Genomic DNA, 18809 nt, shown 5'->3' with positions numbered 1-18809 from the left:
AAGGCAAACTGTTCAGTGCACGGCGACTTTCTGGGTGCCGCCGGCGCATTGCGCTTTAAACGGGGCGCATTTTCCGACAACCTGCGTCCGCACGCAAACCTTGACGCCAACCGGCTGTCGGTTTCGTGCAACAGGTTATTTCAAACCTTTTCAGGAGCAGCATCCATGGCCTACTGGCTGATGAAATCCGAGCCCGACGAGCTCTCCATCGAAGCCCTCGGCCGCCTGGGCGAAGCGCGCTGGGACGGCGTGCGCAACTATCAGGCGCGTAATTTCCTGCGGGCCATGAGCGTTGGCGACGAATTTTTCTTCTACCACTCCAGTTGCCCGCAACCGGGCATCGCCGGCATTGCCCGAATCATTCGCGCAGCCTACCCCGACCCGACCGCGCTGGACCCGCAAAGCCACTATTACGATGCCAAGGCCACGGCCGAGAAGAACCCGTGGAGCGCAGTGGATGTGGCCCATGTGCAAACCCTGCCACGGGTGCTTGAACTGGGCTGGCTGAAGCAGCAGTCCGGCCTGGCCGAGTTGCCACTGGTGCAGAAAGGCAGCCGCCTGTCGGTGATGCCGGTGACGCCGGAGCAATGGGCGGTGATTGTGGCGTTGCGCTGAAATAACAGAATAACGCGGCCTTGTGGGAGCGGCCTTGTGTCGCGAAAGGGCTGCAGAGCAGCCCCGGCAATTTATGCGGTGTGGCCGAAATCCCTGGGGCCGCTGCGCGGCCCTTTCGCGACACAAGGCCGCTCCCACAAGGACCGCGTTAACCTAGGTTGACGGGTTACTGCACAATCAGGTTATTGAACAGCAGGTCCTCAACAATCGGCTTGCCCTCTTCCGCTTCCAGCACCTGCTGCACCTGCTTCAGCGCCTCTTGGCGAAGGTGCTCCTTGGCCTCGACGTTGCTCATGCTGTCTACCGTCTGCTGGGTGAACAATGCCACCAGCTGGTTGCGAATCAGCGGTTCGTGGTGCTGCACTGCCTTGGCCGCTTCGTCCCCCGTCACCCTCAGGGCCACGTCGGCCTTGTACACGCGCAGCCGTGGGCCGCCGTCGAGGGCATAGTTGCCGACAAAGGGCGGGCTCAGGCTGATGTAGGCGACCTTGGGCGCCCCTTCCTTGGCTTCCTCGGCCATGGCCGCAGCCGGCAGCAGCAGCGCCAGTACCATCAAGATCCACGCTTTCACGAATTCGCTCCTCATTACAGTTGGCGCCAGCTTAACCAGCATGCCGCACAAACCCAAGCCCGGGCTTGTGCCGCCACTTATGCCCCCACATCAGGGCGGGCCATGCTCGTTGACCCGGCAGGTGGCCCTCCTACACTTATCGGCCACTACCCGCAAAGGAATAGCCCGATGAAAGCTGTGTTGTGCAAAACCCTGGGCCCGGCGCGCAACCTGGTGCTGGAAGACGTGCCCAGCCCGCTGCCGAAGAAGAACGAAATCCTGCTGGATGTGCAGGCCGCCGGGGTCAACTTCCCCGACACCCTGATCATCGAAGGCAAGTACCAGTTCCAGCCGCCGCTGCCGTTTTCCCCTGGCGGCGAAGCCGCGGGCGTGGTGGCCGCAGTCGGGGAAAAGGCCGGCGCGTTCAAGGTGGGTGACCGCGTGATGGCGCTGACCGGCTGGGGCGCGTTCGCCGAGCAGGTGGCGGTGCCGTTCTACAACGTGCTGCCGATCCCGGCGAGCATGGACTTTACCACCGCTGCCGCGTTTGGCATGACCTACGGCACGTCCATGCATGCCTTGCGGCAACGCGGCCAGCTGCAAGCGGGCGAAACATTACTGGTGCTGGGCGCTTCCGGTGGCGTCGGCCTGGCGGCGGTGGAAATCGGCAAAGCCATGGGCGCACGGGTGATTGCAGCGGCCAGCAGTGCCGAGAAACTGGCCGTGGCCAAAGCGGCCGGGGCGGATGAGCTGATCGACTATAGCCAGGCCAGCCTGCGCGAAGAGATCAAGCGGCTGACCGGTGGCCAGGGTGTGGACGTCATCTACGACCCGGTCGGAGGCGAGTTGTTCGAGCAGGCGGTGCGCGGGCTGGCCTGGAATGGCCGGCTGCTGGTAGTGGGCTTTGCCAGTGGGATCATCCCGCAGTTGGCGGCCAACCTGGTGTTGCTCAAGGGCGCGGCGGTGCTGGGGGTGTTCTGGGGGGCGTTTGCACAGCGTCAGCCGGAAGATAACGCGGCCAACTTCAGGCAGCTGTTTGCCTGGCATGCCGAAGGCAGGTTGAAGCCGCTGGTGTCGCAGACTTATCCACTGGCTGAGGCTGGGGCTGCCATTGAAAAGCTGGGGCAGCGGCAGGCTGTTGGCAAGTTGGTGGTGCTGGCCCGTTGATCTTGGGGCTGCTGTGCAGCCCATCGCGACACAAGGCCGCTCCTACAGGATTATGCGATTCCCTGTAGGAGCGGCCTTGTGTCGCGATGGGCCGCAGAGCGGCCCCAAAAACTCAAACCTCACGCAGGTTATGGCACCGGCGGAACCTCGCCTCCAGGTTGCGATCGGGCATCTGGTGGCTGCGCAGGGCATTCAATGTCTGTTCAACATAATCGCGCGTGGTGCCATAGCGCCCCTTGGCACTGGCCAGGATCTGGCTAAGCAAGGTATCCGGCAGGTTCCCTGCATAGCAAGGCAAATGCCGCTCCAGCACAAAGCCCAGGGCCTGTACCTTGCTGCCATCGCCAAGGCGGCAGCTGAGCCAGTGCGGCCGGTAGGCCGGGTACGGCATCTCCCGCTGCCACAGGGCCATCAGTGAGTCATCCAGGTTGCTTTCATCCAGCCGATAGGCAAAACCGCTGCAAGAGCCACCCCGGTCCAGGCCGAAGACCAGCCCCGGGGTTTCCGGAGTGCCACGATGCTCATGCGACCACAGGTACAAACCGCGGTGATAACCATGTACCCGCGCGCGCTGGCGTTCCACCGAGTTGCACTCAGGCCGCCAGATCAACGAACCATAGGCGAACAGCCACACTGGCCCGCCCTGATGGCGTGACATCGTCGTTTTCACGGAGTTGTACAACTGGTCACGCGTGTGTTGCTGACCAAAGTCGAGTGCCGGAGGGTATGAAACTTCCCAAGACATACTTTCGAGTGCCGACATAAGCTGCCGCCATTGTCCCTGTGAACTACGGATGTAGCGCGATTCGATTACCGTGCGGCTCAAGACCGCGGCGCCTCGGGCGCTTGCAGTAACCATAGGACAAATAGGCGGAAATACTCAAGCCCTCGCGGCATTGTTTCATGCGAGGTTCCGACGATTGGGAAGTACTGTTTCAGCAACAGTGAAAGTTATTAGCCAAGGCGGTAATAATTACCGCCTTATACTCAAGCTTTCAAACTTCGGTTATTAACCGCGTGGTGCGTAGGCAAACACATCCGCACGCATTCGGTGCGCATCCATTCCGGCTTCGACCAGGGCATCGAGCGTGGCGTAGATCATGTTTGGCGAACCGCTGGCGTACACATGCACGGTATTGAGGTCGGCGATGTCTTCGCAAACCGCCTCATGCAGCATGCCGCAACGGCCTTCCCAACCACACAGGTCGCTGACTACCTGATGCAGGAACAGGTTGGGCAGGCGCTGCCATTCGTCCCAATGCTCGATCTGGTAGAAGTCCTCGGGCCGGCGCACACCCCAGTACAGGTGCACCGGGTGCTTGAAGCCCTTGGCCCGGCAGTGTTCGACCAGGCTGTGCATCTGGCCCATGCCGGTGCCCGCCGCGATCAGCACCAGCGGGCCGTCGGGCAGCTCGGCCAGGTGGGTGTCGCCAAAGGGCATTTCGATGCGCGCCAAACCGTCACGCTTGAGTTGGTCAATCAGTTGCAGCGCACTGGGCTCACGCGCCAGCACATGCAGCTCCAACTCACGCCCGGCATGGGGTGCGGAGGCCAACGAGAAGGCCGCCTGCTTGCCGCCCTCGCGCTCGATCATCAGGTATTGCCCGGCGTGATAGCGCGGTAGCTTGCCGGCAGGCGCACGCAAGCGCACCCGCCAGACGTCGCCACCGACGTCGACGCACTCGCTGACGCTGCACGCCATCTTGCGCACCGGCAGCTCGCCCAGGGCGAGCACACCATCCCAGAGCAACACACAGTCCTCCAGCGGTTCGGCAATGCAGGTAAACAACTCGCCATGGTCGCGGACTTGGCCGTCCTGGCGTACCCGGCCTTCAACCAACAACGCGGCGCAGACATGGCAATTGCCATTGCGGCAGCTGTTCGGGCAGTCATAGCCCAGCCGCCGCGCTCCATCCAGGATCCGTTCCCCGGGTTCGAGCGCCAGCACCGCCCCGGACGGCTGCAACGTTACCTGCATCAATCTATTCCCAACTGATCCCACAGCTCATCGATACGGCGGGTGACGGCTTCGTCCTTGACGATGACCCGTCCCCATTCGCGTGTAGTCTCGCCCGGCCACTTGTGCGTGGCATCCAGGCCCATCTTCGACCCCAACCCCGAAACCGGCGACGCGAAGTCGAGGTAATCGATCGGGGTGTTGTCGATCATCACCGTATCACGCTTGGGGTCCATGCGCGTGGTGATGGCCCAGATCACATCGTTCCAATCGCGGGCGTTGATATCGTCATCGGTGACAATAACGAACTTGGTGTACATGAACTGTCGCAGGAACGACCACACACCCAGCATCACGCGCTTGGCGTGGCCCGGGTACTGCTTTTTCATGGTAACCACGGCCATGCGGTACGAACAGCCTTCCGGCGGCAGGTAGAAATCGGTGATTTCCGGGAACTGCTTTTGCAGGATCGGCACGAACACTTCGTTCAGCGCCACACCCAGGATTGCCGGCTCATCTGGCGGCCGGCCAGTGTAGGTGCTGTGGTAGATCGGCTTTTGCCGGTGGGTGATGCGCTCGACGGTGAACACCGGGAAGCTGTCCACTTCGTTGTAGTAGCCGGTGTGGTCGCCATATGGCCCTTCCGGTGCCATTTCGCCCGGGTGGATCACCCCTTCCAGAATGATTTCGGCGGTGGCTGGCACTTGCAGGTTGCTGCCACGGCACTTGACCAGCTCGGTGCGGTTGCCACGCAGCAGGCCGGCGAAGGCATATTCGGAGAGGGTGTCCGGCACCGGGGTCACGGCACCAAGAATGGTCGCCGGGTCAGCGCCCAGGGCCACGGCCACCGGGAACGGCTGGCCAGGGTTTTTCTCGCACCACTCACGGTAGTCCAAGGCACCGCCACGGTGGCTGAGCCAGCGCATGATGACCTTGTTGCGGCCGATCACCTGCTGACGGTAGATGCCCAGGTTCTGGCGGTCCTTGTTCGGGCCGCGGGTAACGGTAAGGCCCCAGGTAATCAGCGGCGCCACGTCACCGGGCCAGCAGTGCTGGATCGGCAGCGCGCCGAGGTCGACGTCGTCACCCTCGACCACCACCTCCTGGCACACCGCGTCCTTGACCACCTTCGGCGCCATCGACACGACCTTCTTGAAGATCGGCAGCTTGGACCAGGCATCCTTCAGGCCCTTCGGCGGCTCCGGCTCCTTGAGAAAGGCCAGCAGCTTGCCGATTTCGCGCAGTTCATCGACCGATTCGGCGCCCATGCCCATGGCCACGCGCTCCGGGGTACCGAACAGGTTGCCGAGCACCGGGATGTCAAAGCCGGTGGGCTTTTCGAACAGCAACGCCGGGCCCTTGGCACGCAGGGTGCGGTCGCAGACCTCGGTCATTTCCAGGACGGGGGAGATCGGAACCTGGATGCGCTTGAGCTCGCCGCGCTGTTCCAGGCCACGGATGAAGTCGCGCAAGTCGCGATACTGCATGCAGGAGCCTCGTGTTGGCCGTATCGGTCGGGGGTGCAGAGTGTAGCGCCGTTCGGTGCCCAATGGCCAAAAATGACTTGGGGCCGCTTCGCGCCCCATCGCGACACAAGGCCGCTCCTACAGGTAGTGCGTAATCCTGTAGGAGCGGCCTTGTGTCGCGATGGGCTGCGAAGCAGCCCCAATCAATCACTGCCTGGAACGCTTACTTGCGCTTCATCGACAGGAAGAACTCGTCGTTGGTCTTGGTCTGCTTGAGCTTGTCGACCAGGAACTCGATGGCGGCGATTTCGTCCATCGGGTGCAGCAGCTTGCGCAGGATCCACATGCGCTGCAGTTCGTCGTCGGCGGTCAGCAGCTCTTCGCGGCGGGTGCCGGAGCGGTTGATGTTGATGGCCGGGAACACGCGCTTTTCGGCGATACGACGGTCCAGTGGCAGCTCCATGTTGCCGGTGCCCTTGAACTCTTCGTAGATCACTTCGTCCATCTTCGAGCCGGTTTCGACCAGCGCGGTGGCGATGATGGTCAGCGAGCCGCCTTCCTCGATGTTACGCGCAGCACCGAAGAAACGCTTTGGCTTCTCCAGGGCGTGTGCGTCGACACCACCGGTCAGCACCTTGCCGGAGCTCGGGATCACGGTGTTGTAGGCACGCGCCAGACGGGTGATGGAGTCCAGCAGGATGACCACGTCCTTCTTGTGCTCGACCAGGCGCTTGGCCTTCTCGATCACCATTTCGGCAACCTGCACGTGGCGGGTTGGTGGCTCGTCGAAGGTGGAGGCGACCACTTCGCCGCGCACGGTGCGCTGCATTTCGGTCACTTCTTCCGGGCGCTCGTCGATCAGCAGGACGATCAGGTGGCACTCGGGGTTGTTACGGGTGATGTTGGCCGCGATGTTCTGCAGCATGATCGTCTTACCGGCTTTCGGCGGAGCAACGATCAGGCCACGCTGGCCTTTGCCGATCGGGGCGCACAGGTCGATGACGCGGCCGGTCAGGTCTTCGGTGGAGCCGTTACCGGCTTCCATCTTCAGGCGCTTGTTCGGGAACAGCGGCGTCAGGTTTTCGAACAGGATCTTGTTCTTCGCGTTTTCAGGGCGGTCGAAGTTGATGGTATCAACCTTCAACAGGGCGAAGTAACGCTCCCCTTCCTTCGGCGGGCGGATCTTGCCGACGATGGTGTCGCCGGTACGCAGGTTGAAACGACGGATCTGGCTAGGCGAGACGTAGATATCGTCCGGGCCGGCCAGGTAGGAGGCATCAGCCGAGCGCAGGAAACCGAAACCATCCTGGAGAATCTCCAGCACGCCGTCACCCGAGATCTCTTCGCCGCTCTTCGCGTGCTTCTTCAGCAGGGCGAAAATCACGTCCTGTTTGCGCGAACGGGCCATGTTTTCGATGCCCATCTGTTCGGCCATTTCCAACAGATCGGTAATCGGCTTTTGCTTGAGTTCAGTCAGGTTCATAAGGGGAGTGACGTAATCATGTAAGAAGGGAGAATTAAGCTTCTGGCTTAATGAGGCCGCGCCGCTAGATGGCGACAGGATCGCGTACTGATTCGAATTAGGGATGCTTCGGCGACGGCGTGTAGAGGGCACTGGAAAAGCAGTGCGAGGCCGAATGTAACACTTGCTTTTTTCTGCGTCTAGTGCACTGAAAAAGAAAAGCCCCGCATTTGCGGGGCTTTTTCACATCACAGGTGGGCGTCGAGGAACGCGGCCAGCTGCGACTTGGACAGTGCGCCAACCTTGGTGGCTTCGACGTTGCCGTTCTTGAACAGCATCAGCGTCGGGATGCCACGCACGCCGTGCTTGGCCGGGGTTTCCTGGTTCTCGTCGATGTTCAGCTTGGCGACGGTCAGTTTGCCCTTGTAGGTTTCGGCGATGTCGTCCAGTACCGGAGCGATCATCTTGCATGGACCGCACCATTCAGCCCAGTAGTCAACCAGTACAGCACCTTCGGCCTTCAGTACATCGGCTTCGAAGGAGGCGTCGTTGACGTGTTTGATCAGATCGCTGCTCATGGATATCTCCAGGGTCGTAAGCAAAAAACGTGGCCCATAATAGCCGCACCCGCCGTCTACAGGAAGCCGCGGACGATTGAGTGTAACTATAGTTGTGCAAGACGCCGCGAATCGAAACTGTCACACAGCCGTCATAGAATCGAATGGCACATTGCCTTGCATCAAGGCCAGCACAACGGCTGTGTGTCACGCGTTGGCGACAGCCTGCTATCGTGGCACGATTGCCAGGTTAACGACCGAGAACAACCAGATCATGCCGCATACCATCGCGAAGAACCTGTCCCTGATCGCCGCCATCGACCTTGGCTCCAACAGTTTTCACATGGTCGTGGCCAAGGCCCACCATACCGAGATCCGCATCCTCGAGCGGCTCGGCGAGAAGGTTCAGCTGGCCGCCGGCATCGGCGAGGACCGCCTGCTTAGCGAAGAAGCCATGGAACGGGGGCTTGAATGCCTCAAGCGCTTCGCCCAGCTGATCAACGGCATGCCAGCAGGCGCCGTGCGCATCGTGGGCACCAACGCCTTGCGCGAAGCGCGCAACCGCAACGTATTCATCCAGCGCGCCGAAGCCATCCTCGGCCACCCGGTGGAGGTGATCTCCGGCCGTGAAGAAGCGCGCCTGATCTACCTGGGCGTGTCGCACACACTGGCGGATACCCCCGGCAAGCGCCTGGTGGCCGACATTGGCGGCGGCAGCACCGAATTCATCATCGGCCAGCGCTTCGAGCCGCTGCTGCGCGAAAGCCTGCAAATGGGCTGCGTCAGTTTCACCCAGCGCTACTTCCGCGACGGCAAGATCACCCCTGCCCGCTATGCCCAGGCCTACACCGCTGCGCGCCTGGAACTGATGAGCATCGAGCATGCCTTGCACCGCCTGACCTGGGACGAGGCCATCGGCTCGTCAGGCACCATCCGCGCCATCGGTGCCGCCATCAAGGCCGGCGGCCTGGGCAATGGCGAGGTCAATGCCGAGGGCCTGGCCTGGGTCAAGCGCAAGCTGTTCAAGCTGGGCGAGGTCGACAAGATCGACTTTGACGGCATCAAGCCGGACCGCCGCACCATCTTCCCGGCGGGCCTGGCGATTCTCGAAGCCATTTTCGATGCCCTGGAACTGCAGCGCATGGACCACTGCGACGGCGCACTGCGCGAAGGCGTGCTGTTCGACCTGCTGGGCCGCCACCACCACGAAGATGTGCGCGAGCGAACGCTCAATTCGCTGATGGAGCGCTACCACGTGGACCAGGGCCAGGCCGCACGCGTTGAGCGCAAGGCCCTGCATGCCTTTGACCAGGTGGCTGACACATGGCAGCTGAAAGATGGCAACTGGCGCGATCTGCTGGGCTGGGCGGCGAAAGTGCACGAAGTGGGCCTGGATATCGCCCACTACCACTACCACAAGCACGGCGCCTACCTGATCGAGCACTCCGACCTGGCGGGCTTCTCCCGTGAGGACCAGCAGATGATGGCCTTGCTGGTGCGCGGCCACCGCCGCAATATCCCCAAGGACAAGTTCGCCGAGTTCGGCGATGAAGGCGTGCAGCTGATCCGCCTGTGCGTGTTGCTGCGCTTCGCCATCCTGTTCCACCACATCCGCGGCAACCAGCAAATGCCAAAAGTGGTACTAAAGGCCGGAGACAACAGCCTGGATGTGGCCTTCCCGGAAGGCTGGCTGGAGCAGAACCAGCTGACCCAGGCCGACTTCGCCAACGAGGCGGAGTGGCTGGCCCGGGTCGGCTTCGTCCTCAGCGTACGTTGAGCAGCGGGTTGCTCAGGCGCTCCAGCAGGGTCGCCTGGGCACTGCGCGGGTTCTGGTTGCCAGTCGGGGTGCTGCGCACGTAGCGCCCGTCTGGCTGCAAGGTCCAGGCGTGGGTGTTGTCGGTCAGGTAGCCTTCCAGCTCCTTCTTCACCCGCAGCAACAGCTTCTTGCCTTCCACCGGGAAGCAGGTCTCCACACGCTTGTCGAGGTTGCGCTCCATCCAGTCGGCGCTGGACAGGTAGATCTGCTCTTCGCCGCCATTGAGGAAGTAGAACACCCGGGTGTGCTCCAGGAAGCGGCCGATGATCGAGCGCACCTGGATATTGTGCGAAACCCCCGGAATGCCTGGGCGCAGGCAGCACATGCCACGCACGACCAAGTCGATTTTCACGCCCGACTGGCTGGCCTTGTACAGCGCCTTGATGACCTTGGCGTCGGTCAGTGAGTTGAACTTGGCAATGATGTGCGCTGGCTTGCCATCAAGGGCGAACTGGGTTTCCCGCGCGATCATGTCGAGCATGCCCTTCTTCAGGGTGAACGGCGCGTGCAGCAGCTTTTTCATGCGCAGGGTCTTGCCCATGCCGATCAACTGGCTGAACAGCTTGCCGACGTCTTCGGTCAGGGCGTCGTCAGAGGTCAGCAGGCTGTAGTCGGTGTACAGGCGGGCGTTGCCGGCGTGGTAGTTACCCGTGCCCAAGTGCGCGTAACGCACGATCTCACCCTGCTCGCGGCGCAGGATCAGCATCATCTTGGCGTGGGTCTTGAAGCCGACCACGCCGTAGATCACCACCGCACCGGCCGCTTGCAGGCGGCTGGCCATCTGCAGGTTGGACTCTTCGTCGAAGCGTGCGCGCAATTCGATCACCGCGGTGACCTCCTTGCCGTTACGCGCGGCGTCCACCAGGGCATCGACGATTTCCGAGTTGGCCCCGGAGCGGTACAGCGTCTGGCGCACGGCCAGTACGTGCGGGTCCTTGGCAGCCTGGCGCAGCAGGTCGATCACCGGGGTGAAGGACTCGAACGGGTGCATCAGCAGGATGTCCTGCTTGCCGATCACACTGAAGATGTTGTCGGCGTTCACCAGCAGCTTGGGAATCGCCGGGGTGAACGGCGTGTATTGCAGCTCCGGGTGGCTGTCCAGGCCGGTGATGCTGAACAGACGGGTGAGGTTGACCGGGCCATTGACCTGGTACAGCTCGCTTTCGCTGAGGCTGAACTGCTTGAGCAGGTAGTCCGACAGGTGTTTCGGGCAGGTGTCGGCCACTTCCAGGCGCACGGCGTCGCCGTAGCGGCGCGAGAACAGCTCGCCGCGCAGGGCGCGGGCCAGGTCGTCGACCTCTTCGGAGTCCAGCGCCAGGTCGGCGTTACGGGTGAGGCGGAACTGATAGCAGCCCTTCACCTTCATGCCCTGGAACAGGTCGTCGGCGTGCGCGTGGATCATCGACGACAAGAACACGTAGTTGGCGCCTGGGCCGCCTACCTCTTCCGGCACGCGGATAACCCGCGGCAGCAGGCGCGGGGCCGGGATGATCGCCAGGCCCGAGTCGCGGCCGAAGGCGTCCACACCTTCAAGCTCGACGATAAAGTTAAGGCTCTTGTTCACCAGCAGCGGGAACGGGTGGGTCGGGTCGAGGCCGATCGGGGTAATGATCGGGGCGATTTCGTCGCGAAAATAGCGGCGCACCCAGGTCTTGAGCTTGGGCGTCCAGTAGCGGCGGCGGATGAAGCGGATCTGGTGTTTTTCCAGCTCCGGCAGCAGCACGTCGTTGAGGATCGCGTACTGGCGCTCTACCTCGATGTGCACCAGCTCGCTGATGCGGGCCAGCGCCTGGTGCGGCTGCAGGCCATCGGCACCGGCCTGTTCACGGGCGAAATTGATCTGCTTCTTCAGGCCGGCGACGCGGATCTCGAAGAATTCGTCGAGGTTACTGGAAAAGATCAACAGGAACTTGAGGCGTTCGAGCAGCGGGTAGTTCTCGTCCAGTGCCTGTTCCAGCACGCGGATGTTGAACTGTAGCTGCGAGAGCTCGCGATGAATGTACAGGCTGCTGTCGTCCAGGCCAGGCACGGCGATTGCCGGAGCCGGCGCGGGTGCAGGGGCTGCGGGCTCGGCCGCCAGCTCCGCTACAGGCTCGGGCTCGGGTGCCGGCGGCAGGTCTGGCGGGGTTTGCACAATCTCTTCGGGGAGCTCTTGAGCATCCTTGATCACGACAGGGGTGAGCACTTCATTATTCATCTGGCGTTCCTGAGGACGTTAACGCCCTATCATCTATTGAGCGGCAAGATAAGCGCCCATTATGACGCCTGTGTTACACACCAGGGCAAGCCATGGTGCGTGGCTTCTGGCATTGTCTGTGTAGGAATTGTTCACGTCGAGACACATTTGGACACTTTCACGAACGCGCGCGAAGGGGTAGGCTGCGCGTTCATTTCGCCAGCACCTCAGAAAATGCTTCAACAATTCCTGCAGGATTTCGGCTACTTCGCCCTTTTTCTAGGCACCTTCTTCGAAGGCGAGACCATCCTGGTGCTTGCGGGATTCCTTGCGTTCCGTGGTTACATGGACATCAAGCTGGTGTGCCTGGTGGCGTTCTTCGGCAGCTATGCTGGCGACCAGTTGTGGTACTTCATGGGCCGGCGCCACGGCCGCAGGATTCTGGCGCGCAAACCGCGCTGGCAGGCCATGGGCGACCGGGCGCTGGACCATATCCGCCGCCACCCCGACATCTGGGTGCTGAGTTTCCGCTTCGTTTATGGCCTGCGCACGGTCATGCCGGTGGCCATTGGCCTGTCTGGCTACCCGCCGCGGCGCTACCTGCTGCTCAACGGGATTGGTGCGGCCATCTGGGCGATAGCCTTGGGCGCCGCCGCCTATCACTTCGGCGCCATTCTTGAAGGCCTGCTGGGCAACGTCAAGCGTTACGAGCTATGGGTGCTCGGTGGCCTGGTGGGGCTGGGCGCCCTGTTGTGGCTGCGCCGGCGCTTTCGCACCCTGCGCGCGGAACGCAAGGCGGCGAACCAGGCCCAGGCCCCAGAGGCTGAGCAGGCTGTAGACCACGAGCAGGACCCAGCCCAGCGGCGCGACCACCGCTAGGCCCGATGCGCCGGCCAGGTAGAGCGCCGGCGCACCCAGCACCAGCCGCGCCATTTCAAGGCGCGCACCCCAGGGCCGGTTTTCCAGCAACGCGCCCAGCACGAACAAGCCAAACGCCATGAGCGACCAGCCGAGCACCAAGGCGGCGGCCGGCACACGTTCGGCCACATCCATCAGGTAGCTGCCCAACGCCACGTAGAGCACGAACTGCACCGCCACGTAGGCTTGCTGGGCACGGCCCAGGGCAACCCCGAACTTGCGAAACAGCGCCAGGTCCTGCTTGGCCTGCGGGTAACGTGCAGCCACATCGGCCGGGCGCCAGCCGGTGGGCATGAACCAGATGCGCAGCTTGTCCCACAGGCTGCTGGTGCGCCGGGCGTCATGCCAGAGCTGGGCATAGAACTGCAGGTTGGCCCACAGCGGGTTCCAGCTGGCCAGCGGTGTGGTCACCCCGAACACCACGGGTTCGGCAGGGTCTTCCTCCTTGAAGGTACCGAACAGGCGGTCCCAGAGAATGAACACACCGCCGTAATTACGATCCAAGTAAGCAGCATTCTGCGCATGGTGGACACGATGGTTGGAGGGCGTGATCAACACCCACTCAAGCCAGCCAAGCTTGGGAATGTGCCGGGTGTGTACCCAGAACTGATACAGCAGGTTGAGCGAGGCCACAGTGATGAACACCAGTGGCGGCACGCCCAGCAGCGCCAACGGCAGGTAGAAGACCCACGAGAAGATGAACCCGCTGCTGGTCTGGCGCAACGCCGTAGTGAGGTTGTACTCCTCACTCTGATGGTGCACCGAATGCGCGGCCCACAGCACATTGCGTTCATGGCCCAGGCGGTGCAGCCAGTAATAGCAGAAGTCGTACAGCACGAAGGCCAGCAGCCACACCCACCAGGCCTCGGCCGGCAGGCGCAACAGCGCCAGGTGTTCAAACGCCAGGGCGTAGGTCACCAGCCCCACGCCTTTGGTCAGCAACCCGGTGCTGGTCGACAGCGCGCCGGTGCTCAGGCTGTTGATCGAGTCGGCCAGGGTGAAGTTGCGCTGACCGCGCACACGGTCGGCCACCAGCTCCACGGCGATCAGCACGAAGAAGAACGGCACGGCCAGCAGTATCAGGTCCATGGGTACGGCCTCAGGCGTTATCCACCAAGATTAGGCTGCGCCCGCAGCAACCCCTATGGCGACATCTGCCAAACTAGAGGACATTTAGCGCCTCGACACTGGAGTAGTGAACATGACAAAAAAAGTAGCGGTGATTCTTTCCGGCTGTGGCGTGTATGACGGCGCCGAAATCCACGAAAGCGTGATCACCCTGCTGCGCCTTGACCAGCGCGGTGCGCAGGTGCAGTGCTTCGCGCCGAACATTGCGCAGATGCATGTCATCAACCACCTGACCGGCGAAGAAATGCCAGAGTCGCGCAATGTGCTGGTGGAATCGGCGCGCATTGCCCGCGGGGAGGTCAAGGACATCCGCGAAGCCAAGGCAGAAGACTTCGATGCGCTGATCGTGCCGGGTGGTTTCGGGGCGGCGAAGAACCTGTCCAACTTTGCCGTGGAAGGCGCCAATTGCAGCGTCAACCCGGACGTACTGGCCTTGGCTGAAGCCTTTGCCGACGCCTGCAAGCCAGTGGGCCTGATCTGCATTTCACCTGCCCTGGCGGCGAAGATCTATGGGCCGGGGGTGGTTTGCACCATCGGTAGCGACGCAGGCACCGCAGCGGCCGTGGTGAAAATGGGTGGCACCCATGAAGAGTGCGATGTACACGACATTGTCGAAGACACCCAGCGCAAGCTGGTGACCACCCCGGCCTACATGGAGGCCAAGTCGATCAGCGAGGCGGCTGGCGGCATCTACAAGCTGGTCGACCGGGTACTGGAGCTGACCCACGAATAGGTAGCTGCACGCACGCCCTGTGTAGGAGCGGCCTTGTGTCGCGATGGGGCCGCAAGGCGGCCCTGGCAATTCATGCGGCCAAGCTGGGATCCTGGGGCCGCTTGGCGGCCCGATCGCGACACAAGGCCGCTCCTACAGGGGCCTCGTCCCCTATCAGGCCTTCGACAGCCGGGCAATGATCCGGTCCAGCGCATTGGCAAACGCCTGCTTGTCGCGCTCGCCATAGGCCGCCTGCCCTCCCCCCGCCTGGCCTTGCTCACGCAGCTCGGTGAACAGGTTGCGCGCCGCCAGGCGGTCGCCCATGTTGCGCTCGTCGAATTCGCGGCCGCGTGGGTCCAGTGCCGCCACGCCCTTTTTCACCAGGCGGTCAGCCAGCGGCACATCACTACAGATCACCAGTTCGCCTGGCACTGCGTGTTCCACCAGGTAATCGTCAGCCGCATCCATGCCACTGGGCACAACAATCAGCCGCACAATCGCGAACGCCGGCTTGGCCACGGCCTGGCCCGCCACCATCACCACTTCGAACTTGCGCTTGAGGGCGAACTTGACGATCAGATCCTTGGCCGCCTTGGGACAGGCGTCGGCATCGATCCATACACGCATCGGGTTATCTCTTGATGAACTCAAGGCCCCATCATGCCTCAAGCCAAGCGAAAGCTGGAGCCACCAGGCAGCGCTGGTAAAATGGCGCCAATAATTCAATTACCGCTTATCCGACCCCGCCACTCAGGCTAAACTCGCCACAGCTTTACTGGCCTGCCCGAGCGCGTAATGAACCACCCCCACGAAATCCGCCCAGACCTGGACGAAGGTATCGACCGCAAGGTGCTGTCGACACTGCGCGCGCGCTTCCTGCAACTGAACCAAGGGCGGCTGCAGCGGGCAATGGAAGGCCTTTCGACGCGCCAGCAACAGGTTCTGACGCTGCTGCCGCTGCTGTTCCACGTGAACCACCCGCTGTTGCCAGGTTACGTCTCGGGCAGCACCCCAGCCGGTGTATCGGGCTACGAGCCAGGCACCGAGCTGGTTATCGAGGCCCAGCGCCTGGCCCGTTCGTTCACCTACAAGGCCCGCCTCGGCAACCCGCCCCGCCCGATCCACGGCCTGTTCCTGATGGGCAGCCTTGGCTCGCTGGCCCAGGCCGAGCACAGTGACATGGACCTGTGGGTGTGCCACGCGCCCGGCTTGCCTGAGCCGTTGCTGGATGAGCTGCGTCGCAAATGCCAATTGCTGGAGGACTGGGCGGCCAGCCTGGGCGCCGAGGCGCACTTCTTTCTGATCGACACGCAAGGCTTTGCCCAGGGCCGGCGCGATGGCCAGCTGGGCTCCGACGACTGCGGCACCACCCAGCACTACCTGCTGCTGGACGAGTTCTACCGCACCACCCTCTGGCTGGCCGGACGCACGCCGCTCTGGTGGCTGGTCCCCGCCTACCAGGAACACAATTACCACGCGTACACCCAGACCCTGCTGACCAAACGCTTCATCCGCAGCCAGGACGCGCTCGATCTCGGCAACCTGGCGCATATACCGCCGGGCGAGTTCGTCGGTGCCGGCCTGTGGCAACTGTTCAAGGGTATCGACTCACCCTACAAGTCGCTGCTCAAGCTGCTGCTGACCGAAGCCTATGCCAGCGAACACCCCGCCGTGCAATGCCTGAGCCTGGACTACAAGCAGGCAGTGTTTGCCAACCAGCTCGACCTCGACGAGCTGGACCCGTATGTGATGGTGTACCGGCGCATCGAGCGCTACTTGCTGCAACGTGGGGAGCACGCGCGCCTGGAGCTGGTTCGGCGCAGCCTGTACCTGAAGGTGAACAAGAAACTCAGCGACCAAGGCCGTAATCAGGGCTGGCAGCGCCGCCTGTTGCAGCGCCTGGCTGACGAGTGGGGTTGGGACGAACGTCAGTTAGCGCTGCTGGACAGCCGCAGCCAATGGAAAGTGCAGCAGGTGGCAGCCGAACGCCGCGAACTGGTGGCCGAGCTGAACCATAGCTATCGCTTCCTCAGCGAGTTTGCGCGCACCCAGAACGCCAGCAGCCGCGCCGACCAACGCGACCTCAATGTACTGGGCCGGCGCCTGTATGCGGCCTTCGAGCGCCGTGCAGGCAAGGTCGAAGTGATCAACCCCGGCATTGCCCCGGACCTTGCCGAAGGCACCCTCACCCTGGTCCAGGCGCCCAACCGCAAGGAACCCGGCGGTTACCACTGGGAGCTCTACACCGGCAACCTGAATACCCACGAGGTAGACCACTTCAGCCCGATCAAACGCTGCCGCGAGCTGCTTGAACTGCTGGCCTGGGCGCATCGCAACGGCGTGATCGACAGCAGCACGCGCCTGGCGCTGCACCCGGGCATCAGCGACCTCACCGAGTACGAGCTGTTCAACCTGGTGGGCTGCCTGCAGCAAAGCATTCCCCTGCCCTTGCCGATTGTCAGCGAAGTGCGCCTGCTGCAACCCAGTGTTGCCGACGAGGTGCTGTTGCTGGTCAATGTTGCCGTCGACCCACTGCGCCACCACCGCGACCTGAACATCCTGATGACCACCGAGCGTACCGACGCGCTGAGCTATGCCGGCGTGCGCGAGAACCTGGTGCTGACCCTGGACCAGGTCACGCTGAACAGCTGGAACGAGGTGCTGGTGCAGCGCTACGACGGCGAGCACGCGCTGCTACGCTGCCTGCGCGACTTCCTCAACGGCCCGGTACTGCGCGGCCACCGCCCCCGGGTGCGGGTGGGTTGTTTCTGCCAGAGCCGCGCCCAGGCCATCGGCCAGCGTGTCGAGGAAATTTTCGACACCGTGCAGCTGCTGCTGGACCAGGGCCTGAACCACCGCTACCTGTTGCAGGTGGCCCAGCACACGCATGTGCTGGAGCTATTGGCCGGGCATGTCAGCCTGACCACCCTGGCCGACCATGACGCACTGCTGGAGCACCTGGGCGAAGAGCGCACGGCCTACAGCCCGCTTTACCTGGATGCCAACGCCCTGCTGGACCACGACCTGCGCCTGGTCCTGGAGCAAGGCCGCCCGGCGTGCATCCAGGTGTTCTATCGCCTGCAGGGTGGCTGGGCCGAACTGTATGTGCTGGATGAATACAATGCCCTGTGGCAGCAGCGCCTGCCCCTGCATGACGAAGCGCACCTGCTGCTGCCGCTGCAGCGCTTTTTGCGCTCGGTGGTGATGCGCCGCGATGCCCGCCTGCCGCTGGATAGCCTTGGGCAGGCGTCTCTGGATATCCAGTACGCACAGCTGGTGCCATCCGGCCCTGGCAAGGCCCGCAGCATCGAGCCGTGCCTGGCCCCGGCCGAGGGTAGCAACCAGCCTTATTACGAGGTGCAGGCCATTGTTCAGGCCGGTGTGGCGGGTGCAGCACATGTGACGCTGTACTGCGACCAGCAGGAGTATTCCGAACTGGAGCATGGTGAGCAGCTGTACGCGGTGGTGGCCCGGCAGATCATCGGCCAGCGCCGTGGTGCCGGGCGGTACCGGTGCTACATCACCGACCTGGACCTGTCCGAACTGCTGGATGACCGGCTGGGGGCGACGCAGGTGTACCTGAGCTACAAGCGGGTGCTGGAGCAGGCGTTGAATGAGGGGTTGCAGCAGGTTTTGGCGGAAGGCTCCTGAATTGCCGGGGGTGCTTTGCACCCCTATCGCGACACAAGGCCGCTCCTACAGGGGTACGCGATCCCCTGTAGGAGCGGCCTCGCCGGGGCGCCGGACCGGTCGGATGGGCCGCAAAGCGGCCCCAAAATCTCAGAGATCGAAATCGCCGGCTGCTTCCGGCTGGTATTCGACTTCCAGCAGCTTCAGCTTGAGGGTCTTGCCCCCCGGCGCCGGCCAGTCGATCTGCTCGCCCACCGACAGCCCCAACAAAGCACAACCAATCGGCGCCAAAATCGAAACCTTGCCTTCCGGCCCGGCATCCTTCGGGTACACCAACGTCAGGTGGTAATCCTTGCCGCTGGCTTCCTCGCGGCAATGCACGCGCGAATTCATGGTCACCACGCCCGCTGGCACTTCCTCGTGACCCACTACCTGCCCGGCGCGGTCCAGCTCCTCCTGCAAGGCGAGCACACCCGGCGCACTGTCGTCGAGGCTGTCGATCAGACGCTCCAGACGCTGTACGTCCAATCGGGTGAGGATGAGGGAAGGCTTGGTGCTCATGATCCAGTCAGACTCCTTTGAACAGGCGGTTTTCGTCGGGCAGATAAAGCAAAACCCCGCCCAAGGGCGGGGTTTGTGAAGGCTTTGGCGTCAC

At 62.8% G+C, this 18809-nt stretch carries 15 protein-coding genes and 1 pseudogene; 6 read left to right on the top strand and 10 right to left on the bottom strand.

What is annotated here, in order from left to right; all coding sequences use genetic code 11:
* The first annotated feature begins 165 nt into the window (after window positions 1-165).
* Window positions 166-615: an EVE domain-containing protein gene (locus tag ACQKPZ_RS14235; protein WP_391130620.1), complete on the top strand. Its 450-nt coding sequence runs from the start codon at window positions 166-168 to the stop codon at window positions 613-615.
* Window positions 616-781: 166 nt separating this feature from the next.
* On the opposite strand, the gene ACQKPZ_RS14230 is transcribed toward ACQKPZ_RS14235, so the two are convergent.
* Entirely contained in the window at window positions 782-1186 is a 405-nt protein-coding gene (locus tag ACQKPZ_RS14230; RefSeq protein WP_016712618.1) for a flagellar basal body-associated protein FliL, read from the bottom strand.
* 168 nt (window positions 1187-1354) lie between these two features.
* On the opposite strand from ACQKPZ_RS14230, the gene ACQKPZ_RS14225 reads away from it, so the two are divergent.
* Window positions 1355-2332, top strand: coding sequence for an NADPH:quinone oxidoreductase family protein (locus ACQKPZ_RS14225; RefSeq protein ID WP_427539039.1), 978 nt, complete (start codon window positions 1355-1357; stop codon window positions 2330-2332).
* Window positions 2333-2444: 112 nt separating this feature from the next.
* On the opposite strand, the gene ACQKPZ_RS14220 is transcribed toward ACQKPZ_RS14225, so the two are convergent.
* The 5 genes from ACQKPZ_RS14220 to trxA form a co-directional block, all read right to left on the bottom strand.
* Window positions 2445-3095: a gamma-glutamylcyclotransferase gene (locus tag ACQKPZ_RS14220; RefSeq protein WP_391130626.1), complete on the bottom strand. Its 651-nt coding sequence runs from the start codon at window positions 3093-3095 to the stop codon at window positions 2445-2447.
* A 246-nt stretch (window positions 3096-3341) separates the two neighbouring features.
* Complete coding sequence (locus tag ACQKPZ_RS14215) at window positions 3342-4310, bottom strand: CDP-6-deoxy-delta-3,4-glucoseen reductase (protein ID WP_427539036.1); 969 nt, start codon at window positions 4308-4310, stop codon at window positions 3342-3344.
* Window positions 4310-5776 (bottom strand): 4-hydroxy-3-polyprenylbenzoate decarboxylase, encoded by a 1467-nt coding sequence (gene ubiD, locus ACQKPZ_RS14210; RefSeq protein WP_016489755.1) that lies wholly within the window; start codon window positions 5774-5776, stop codon window positions 4310-4312. Before ubiD ends, ACQKPZ_RS14215 begins: the two co-directional genes overlap by 1 nt.
* Before the next feature lie 202 nt (window positions 5777-5978).
* Window positions 5979-7238: a transcription termination factor Rho gene (gene rho / locus ACQKPZ_RS14205; RefSeq protein WP_003253661.1), complete on the bottom strand. Its 1260-nt coding sequence runs from the start codon at window positions 7236-7238 to the stop codon at window positions 5979-5981.
* A gap of 227 nt (window positions 7239-7465) precedes the next feature.
* Window positions 7466-7795 (bottom strand): thioredoxin TrxA, encoded by a 330-nt coding sequence (trxA, locus tag ACQKPZ_RS14200; protein WP_086978520.1) that lies wholly within the window; start codon window positions 7793-7795, stop codon window positions 7466-7468.
* A 253-nt stretch (window positions 7796-8048) separates the two neighbouring features.
* Between trxA and ppx the strand changes: the two genes are divergently transcribed.
* A complete protein-coding gene (gene ppx, locus ACQKPZ_RS14195) occupies window positions 8049-9551 on the top strand; it encodes an exopolyphosphatase (RefSeq protein WP_427539033.1) in 1503 nt (500 codons plus the stop codon).
* Here ppx and ppk1 read toward each other — a convergent pair.
* A complete protein-coding gene (gene ppk1 / locus ACQKPZ_RS14190; RefSeq protein WP_427539030.1) occupies window positions 9538-11787 on the bottom strand; it encodes a polyphosphate kinase 1 in 2250 nt (749 codons plus the stop codon). The genes ppx and ppk1 overlap by 14 nt on opposite strands.
* Window positions 11788-12000: 213 nt before the next feature.
* Between ppk1 and ACQKPZ_RS14185 the strand changes: the two genes are divergently transcribed.
* The gene (locus tag ACQKPZ_RS14185; protein ID WP_427539027.1) at window positions 12001-12645 is read left to right on the top strand and encodes a DedA family protein; all 645 of its coding nucleotides are present in this window, start codon (window positions 12001-12003) and stop codon (window positions 12643-12645) included.
* Between the two features lie 501 nt (window positions 12646-13146).
* Here ACQKPZ_RS14185 and ACQKPZ_RS14180 read toward each other — a convergent pair.
* Window positions 13147-13773 (bottom strand): annotated as a pseudogene (locus tag ACQKPZ_RS14180) (sterol desaturase family protein); the annotation flags it as partial.
* A gap of 112 nt (window positions 13774-13885) precedes the next feature.
* On the opposite strand from ACQKPZ_RS14180, the gene elbB reads away from it, so the two are divergent.
* Window positions 13886-14545 carry an isoprenoid biosynthesis glyoxalase ElbB gene (gene elbB, locus ACQKPZ_RS14175; RefSeq protein WP_201201121.1) on the top strand — a complete coding sequence of 220 codons (660 nt, stop codon included), beginning with the start codon at window positions 13886-13888 and terminating at the stop codon, window positions 14543-14545.
* Between the two features lie 153 nt (window positions 14546-14698).
* Here elbB and ACQKPZ_RS14170 read toward each other — a convergent pair whose 3' ends face one another.
* A complete protein-coding gene (locus tag ACQKPZ_RS14170; protein WP_427539025.1) occupies window positions 14699-15151 on the bottom strand; it encodes a YaiI/YqxD family protein in 453 nt (150 codons plus the stop codon).
* Window positions 15152-15319: 168 nt separating this feature from the next.
* Here ACQKPZ_RS14170 and ACQKPZ_RS14165 point away from each other — a divergent pair, with 168 nt between their 5' ends.
* Window positions 15320-18175, top strand: coding sequence for a class I adenylate cyclase (locus tag ACQKPZ_RS14165; RefSeq protein WP_427539022.1), 2856 nt, complete (start codon window positions 15320-15322; stop codon window positions 18173-18175).
* Between the two features lie 129 nt (window positions 18176-18304).
* On the opposite strand, the gene rnk is transcribed toward ACQKPZ_RS14165, so the two are convergent.
* Window positions 18305-18715, bottom strand: a complete 411-nt coding sequence (gene rnk, locus ACQKPZ_RS14160) for a nucleoside diphosphate kinase regulator (RefSeq protein ID WP_427539019.1) — start codon at window positions 18713-18715, stop codon at window positions 18305-18307.
* Window positions 18716-18809: the final 94 nt, after the last annotated feature.

The organism is Pseudomonas sp. NPDC089547 (assembly GCF_050280665.1).
Classification (GTDB): Bacteria; Pseudomonadota; Gammaproteobacteria; order Pseudomonadales; family Pseudomonadaceae; genus Aquipseudomonas.
The sequence above is the reverse complement of the archived record's forward strand: the minus strand, read 5'-3'. Positions and strand labels throughout refer to the sequence as shown.

Bases quoted from the DNA above. Each gene is read 5' to 3' on its own strand.
- ACQKPZ_RS14220 (WP_391130626.1), bottom strand. From the start codon at position 3,095: ATGTCGGCACTCGAAAGTATGTCTTGGGAAGTTTCATACCCTCCGGCA.
- trxA (WP_086978520.1), bottom strand. From the start codon at position 7,795: ATGAGCAGCGATCTGATCAAACACGTCAACGACGCCTCCTTCGAAGCC.
- ACQKPZ_RS14225 (WP_427539039.1), top strand. From the start codon at position 1,355: ATGAAAGCTGTGTTGTGCAAAACCCTGGGCCCGGCGCGCAACCTGGTG.
- ACQKPZ_RS14235 (WP_391130620.1), top strand. From the start codon at position 166: ATGGCCTACTGGCTGATGAAATCCGAGCCCGACGAGCTCTCCATCGAA.
- rho (WP_003253661.1), bottom strand. From the start codon at position 7,238: ATGAACCTGACTGAACTCAAGCAAAAGCCGATTACCGATCTGTTGGAA.
- ppk1 (WP_427539030.1), bottom strand. From the start codon at position 11,787: ATGAATAATGAAGTGCTCACCCCTGTCGTGATCAAGGATGCTCAAGAG.
- rnk (WP_427539019.1), bottom strand. From the start codon at position 18,715: ATGAGCACCAAGCCTTCCCTCATCCTCACCCGATTGGACGTACAGCGT.
- ppx (WP_427539033.1), top strand. From the start codon at position 8,049: ATGCCGCATACCATCGCGAAGAACCTGTCCCTGATCGCCGCCATCGAC.
- elbB (WP_201201121.1), top strand. From the start codon at position 13,886: ATGACAAAAAAAGTAGCGGTGATTCTTTCCGGCTGTGGCGTGTATGAC.
- ACQKPZ_RS14170 (WP_427539025.1), bottom strand. From the start codon at position 15,151: ATGCGTGTATGGATCGATGCCGACGCCTGTCCCAAGGCGGCCAAGGAT.
- ACQKPZ_RS14165 (WP_427539022.1), top strand. From the start codon at position 15,320: ATGAACCACCCCCACGAAATCCGCCCAGACCTGGACGAAGGTATCGAC.
- ACQKPZ_RS14215 (WP_427539036.1), bottom strand. From the start codon at position 4,310: ATGCAGGTAACGTTGCAGCCGTCCGGGGCGGTGCTGGCGCTCGAACCC.
- ACQKPZ_RS14185 (WP_427539027.1), top strand. From the start codon at position 12,001: ATGCTTCAACAATTCCTGCAGGATTTCGGCTACTTCGCCCTTTTTCTA.
- ubiD (WP_016489755.1), bottom strand. From the start codon at position 5,776: ATGCAGTATCGCGACTTGCGCGACTTCATCCGTGGCCTGGAACAGCGC.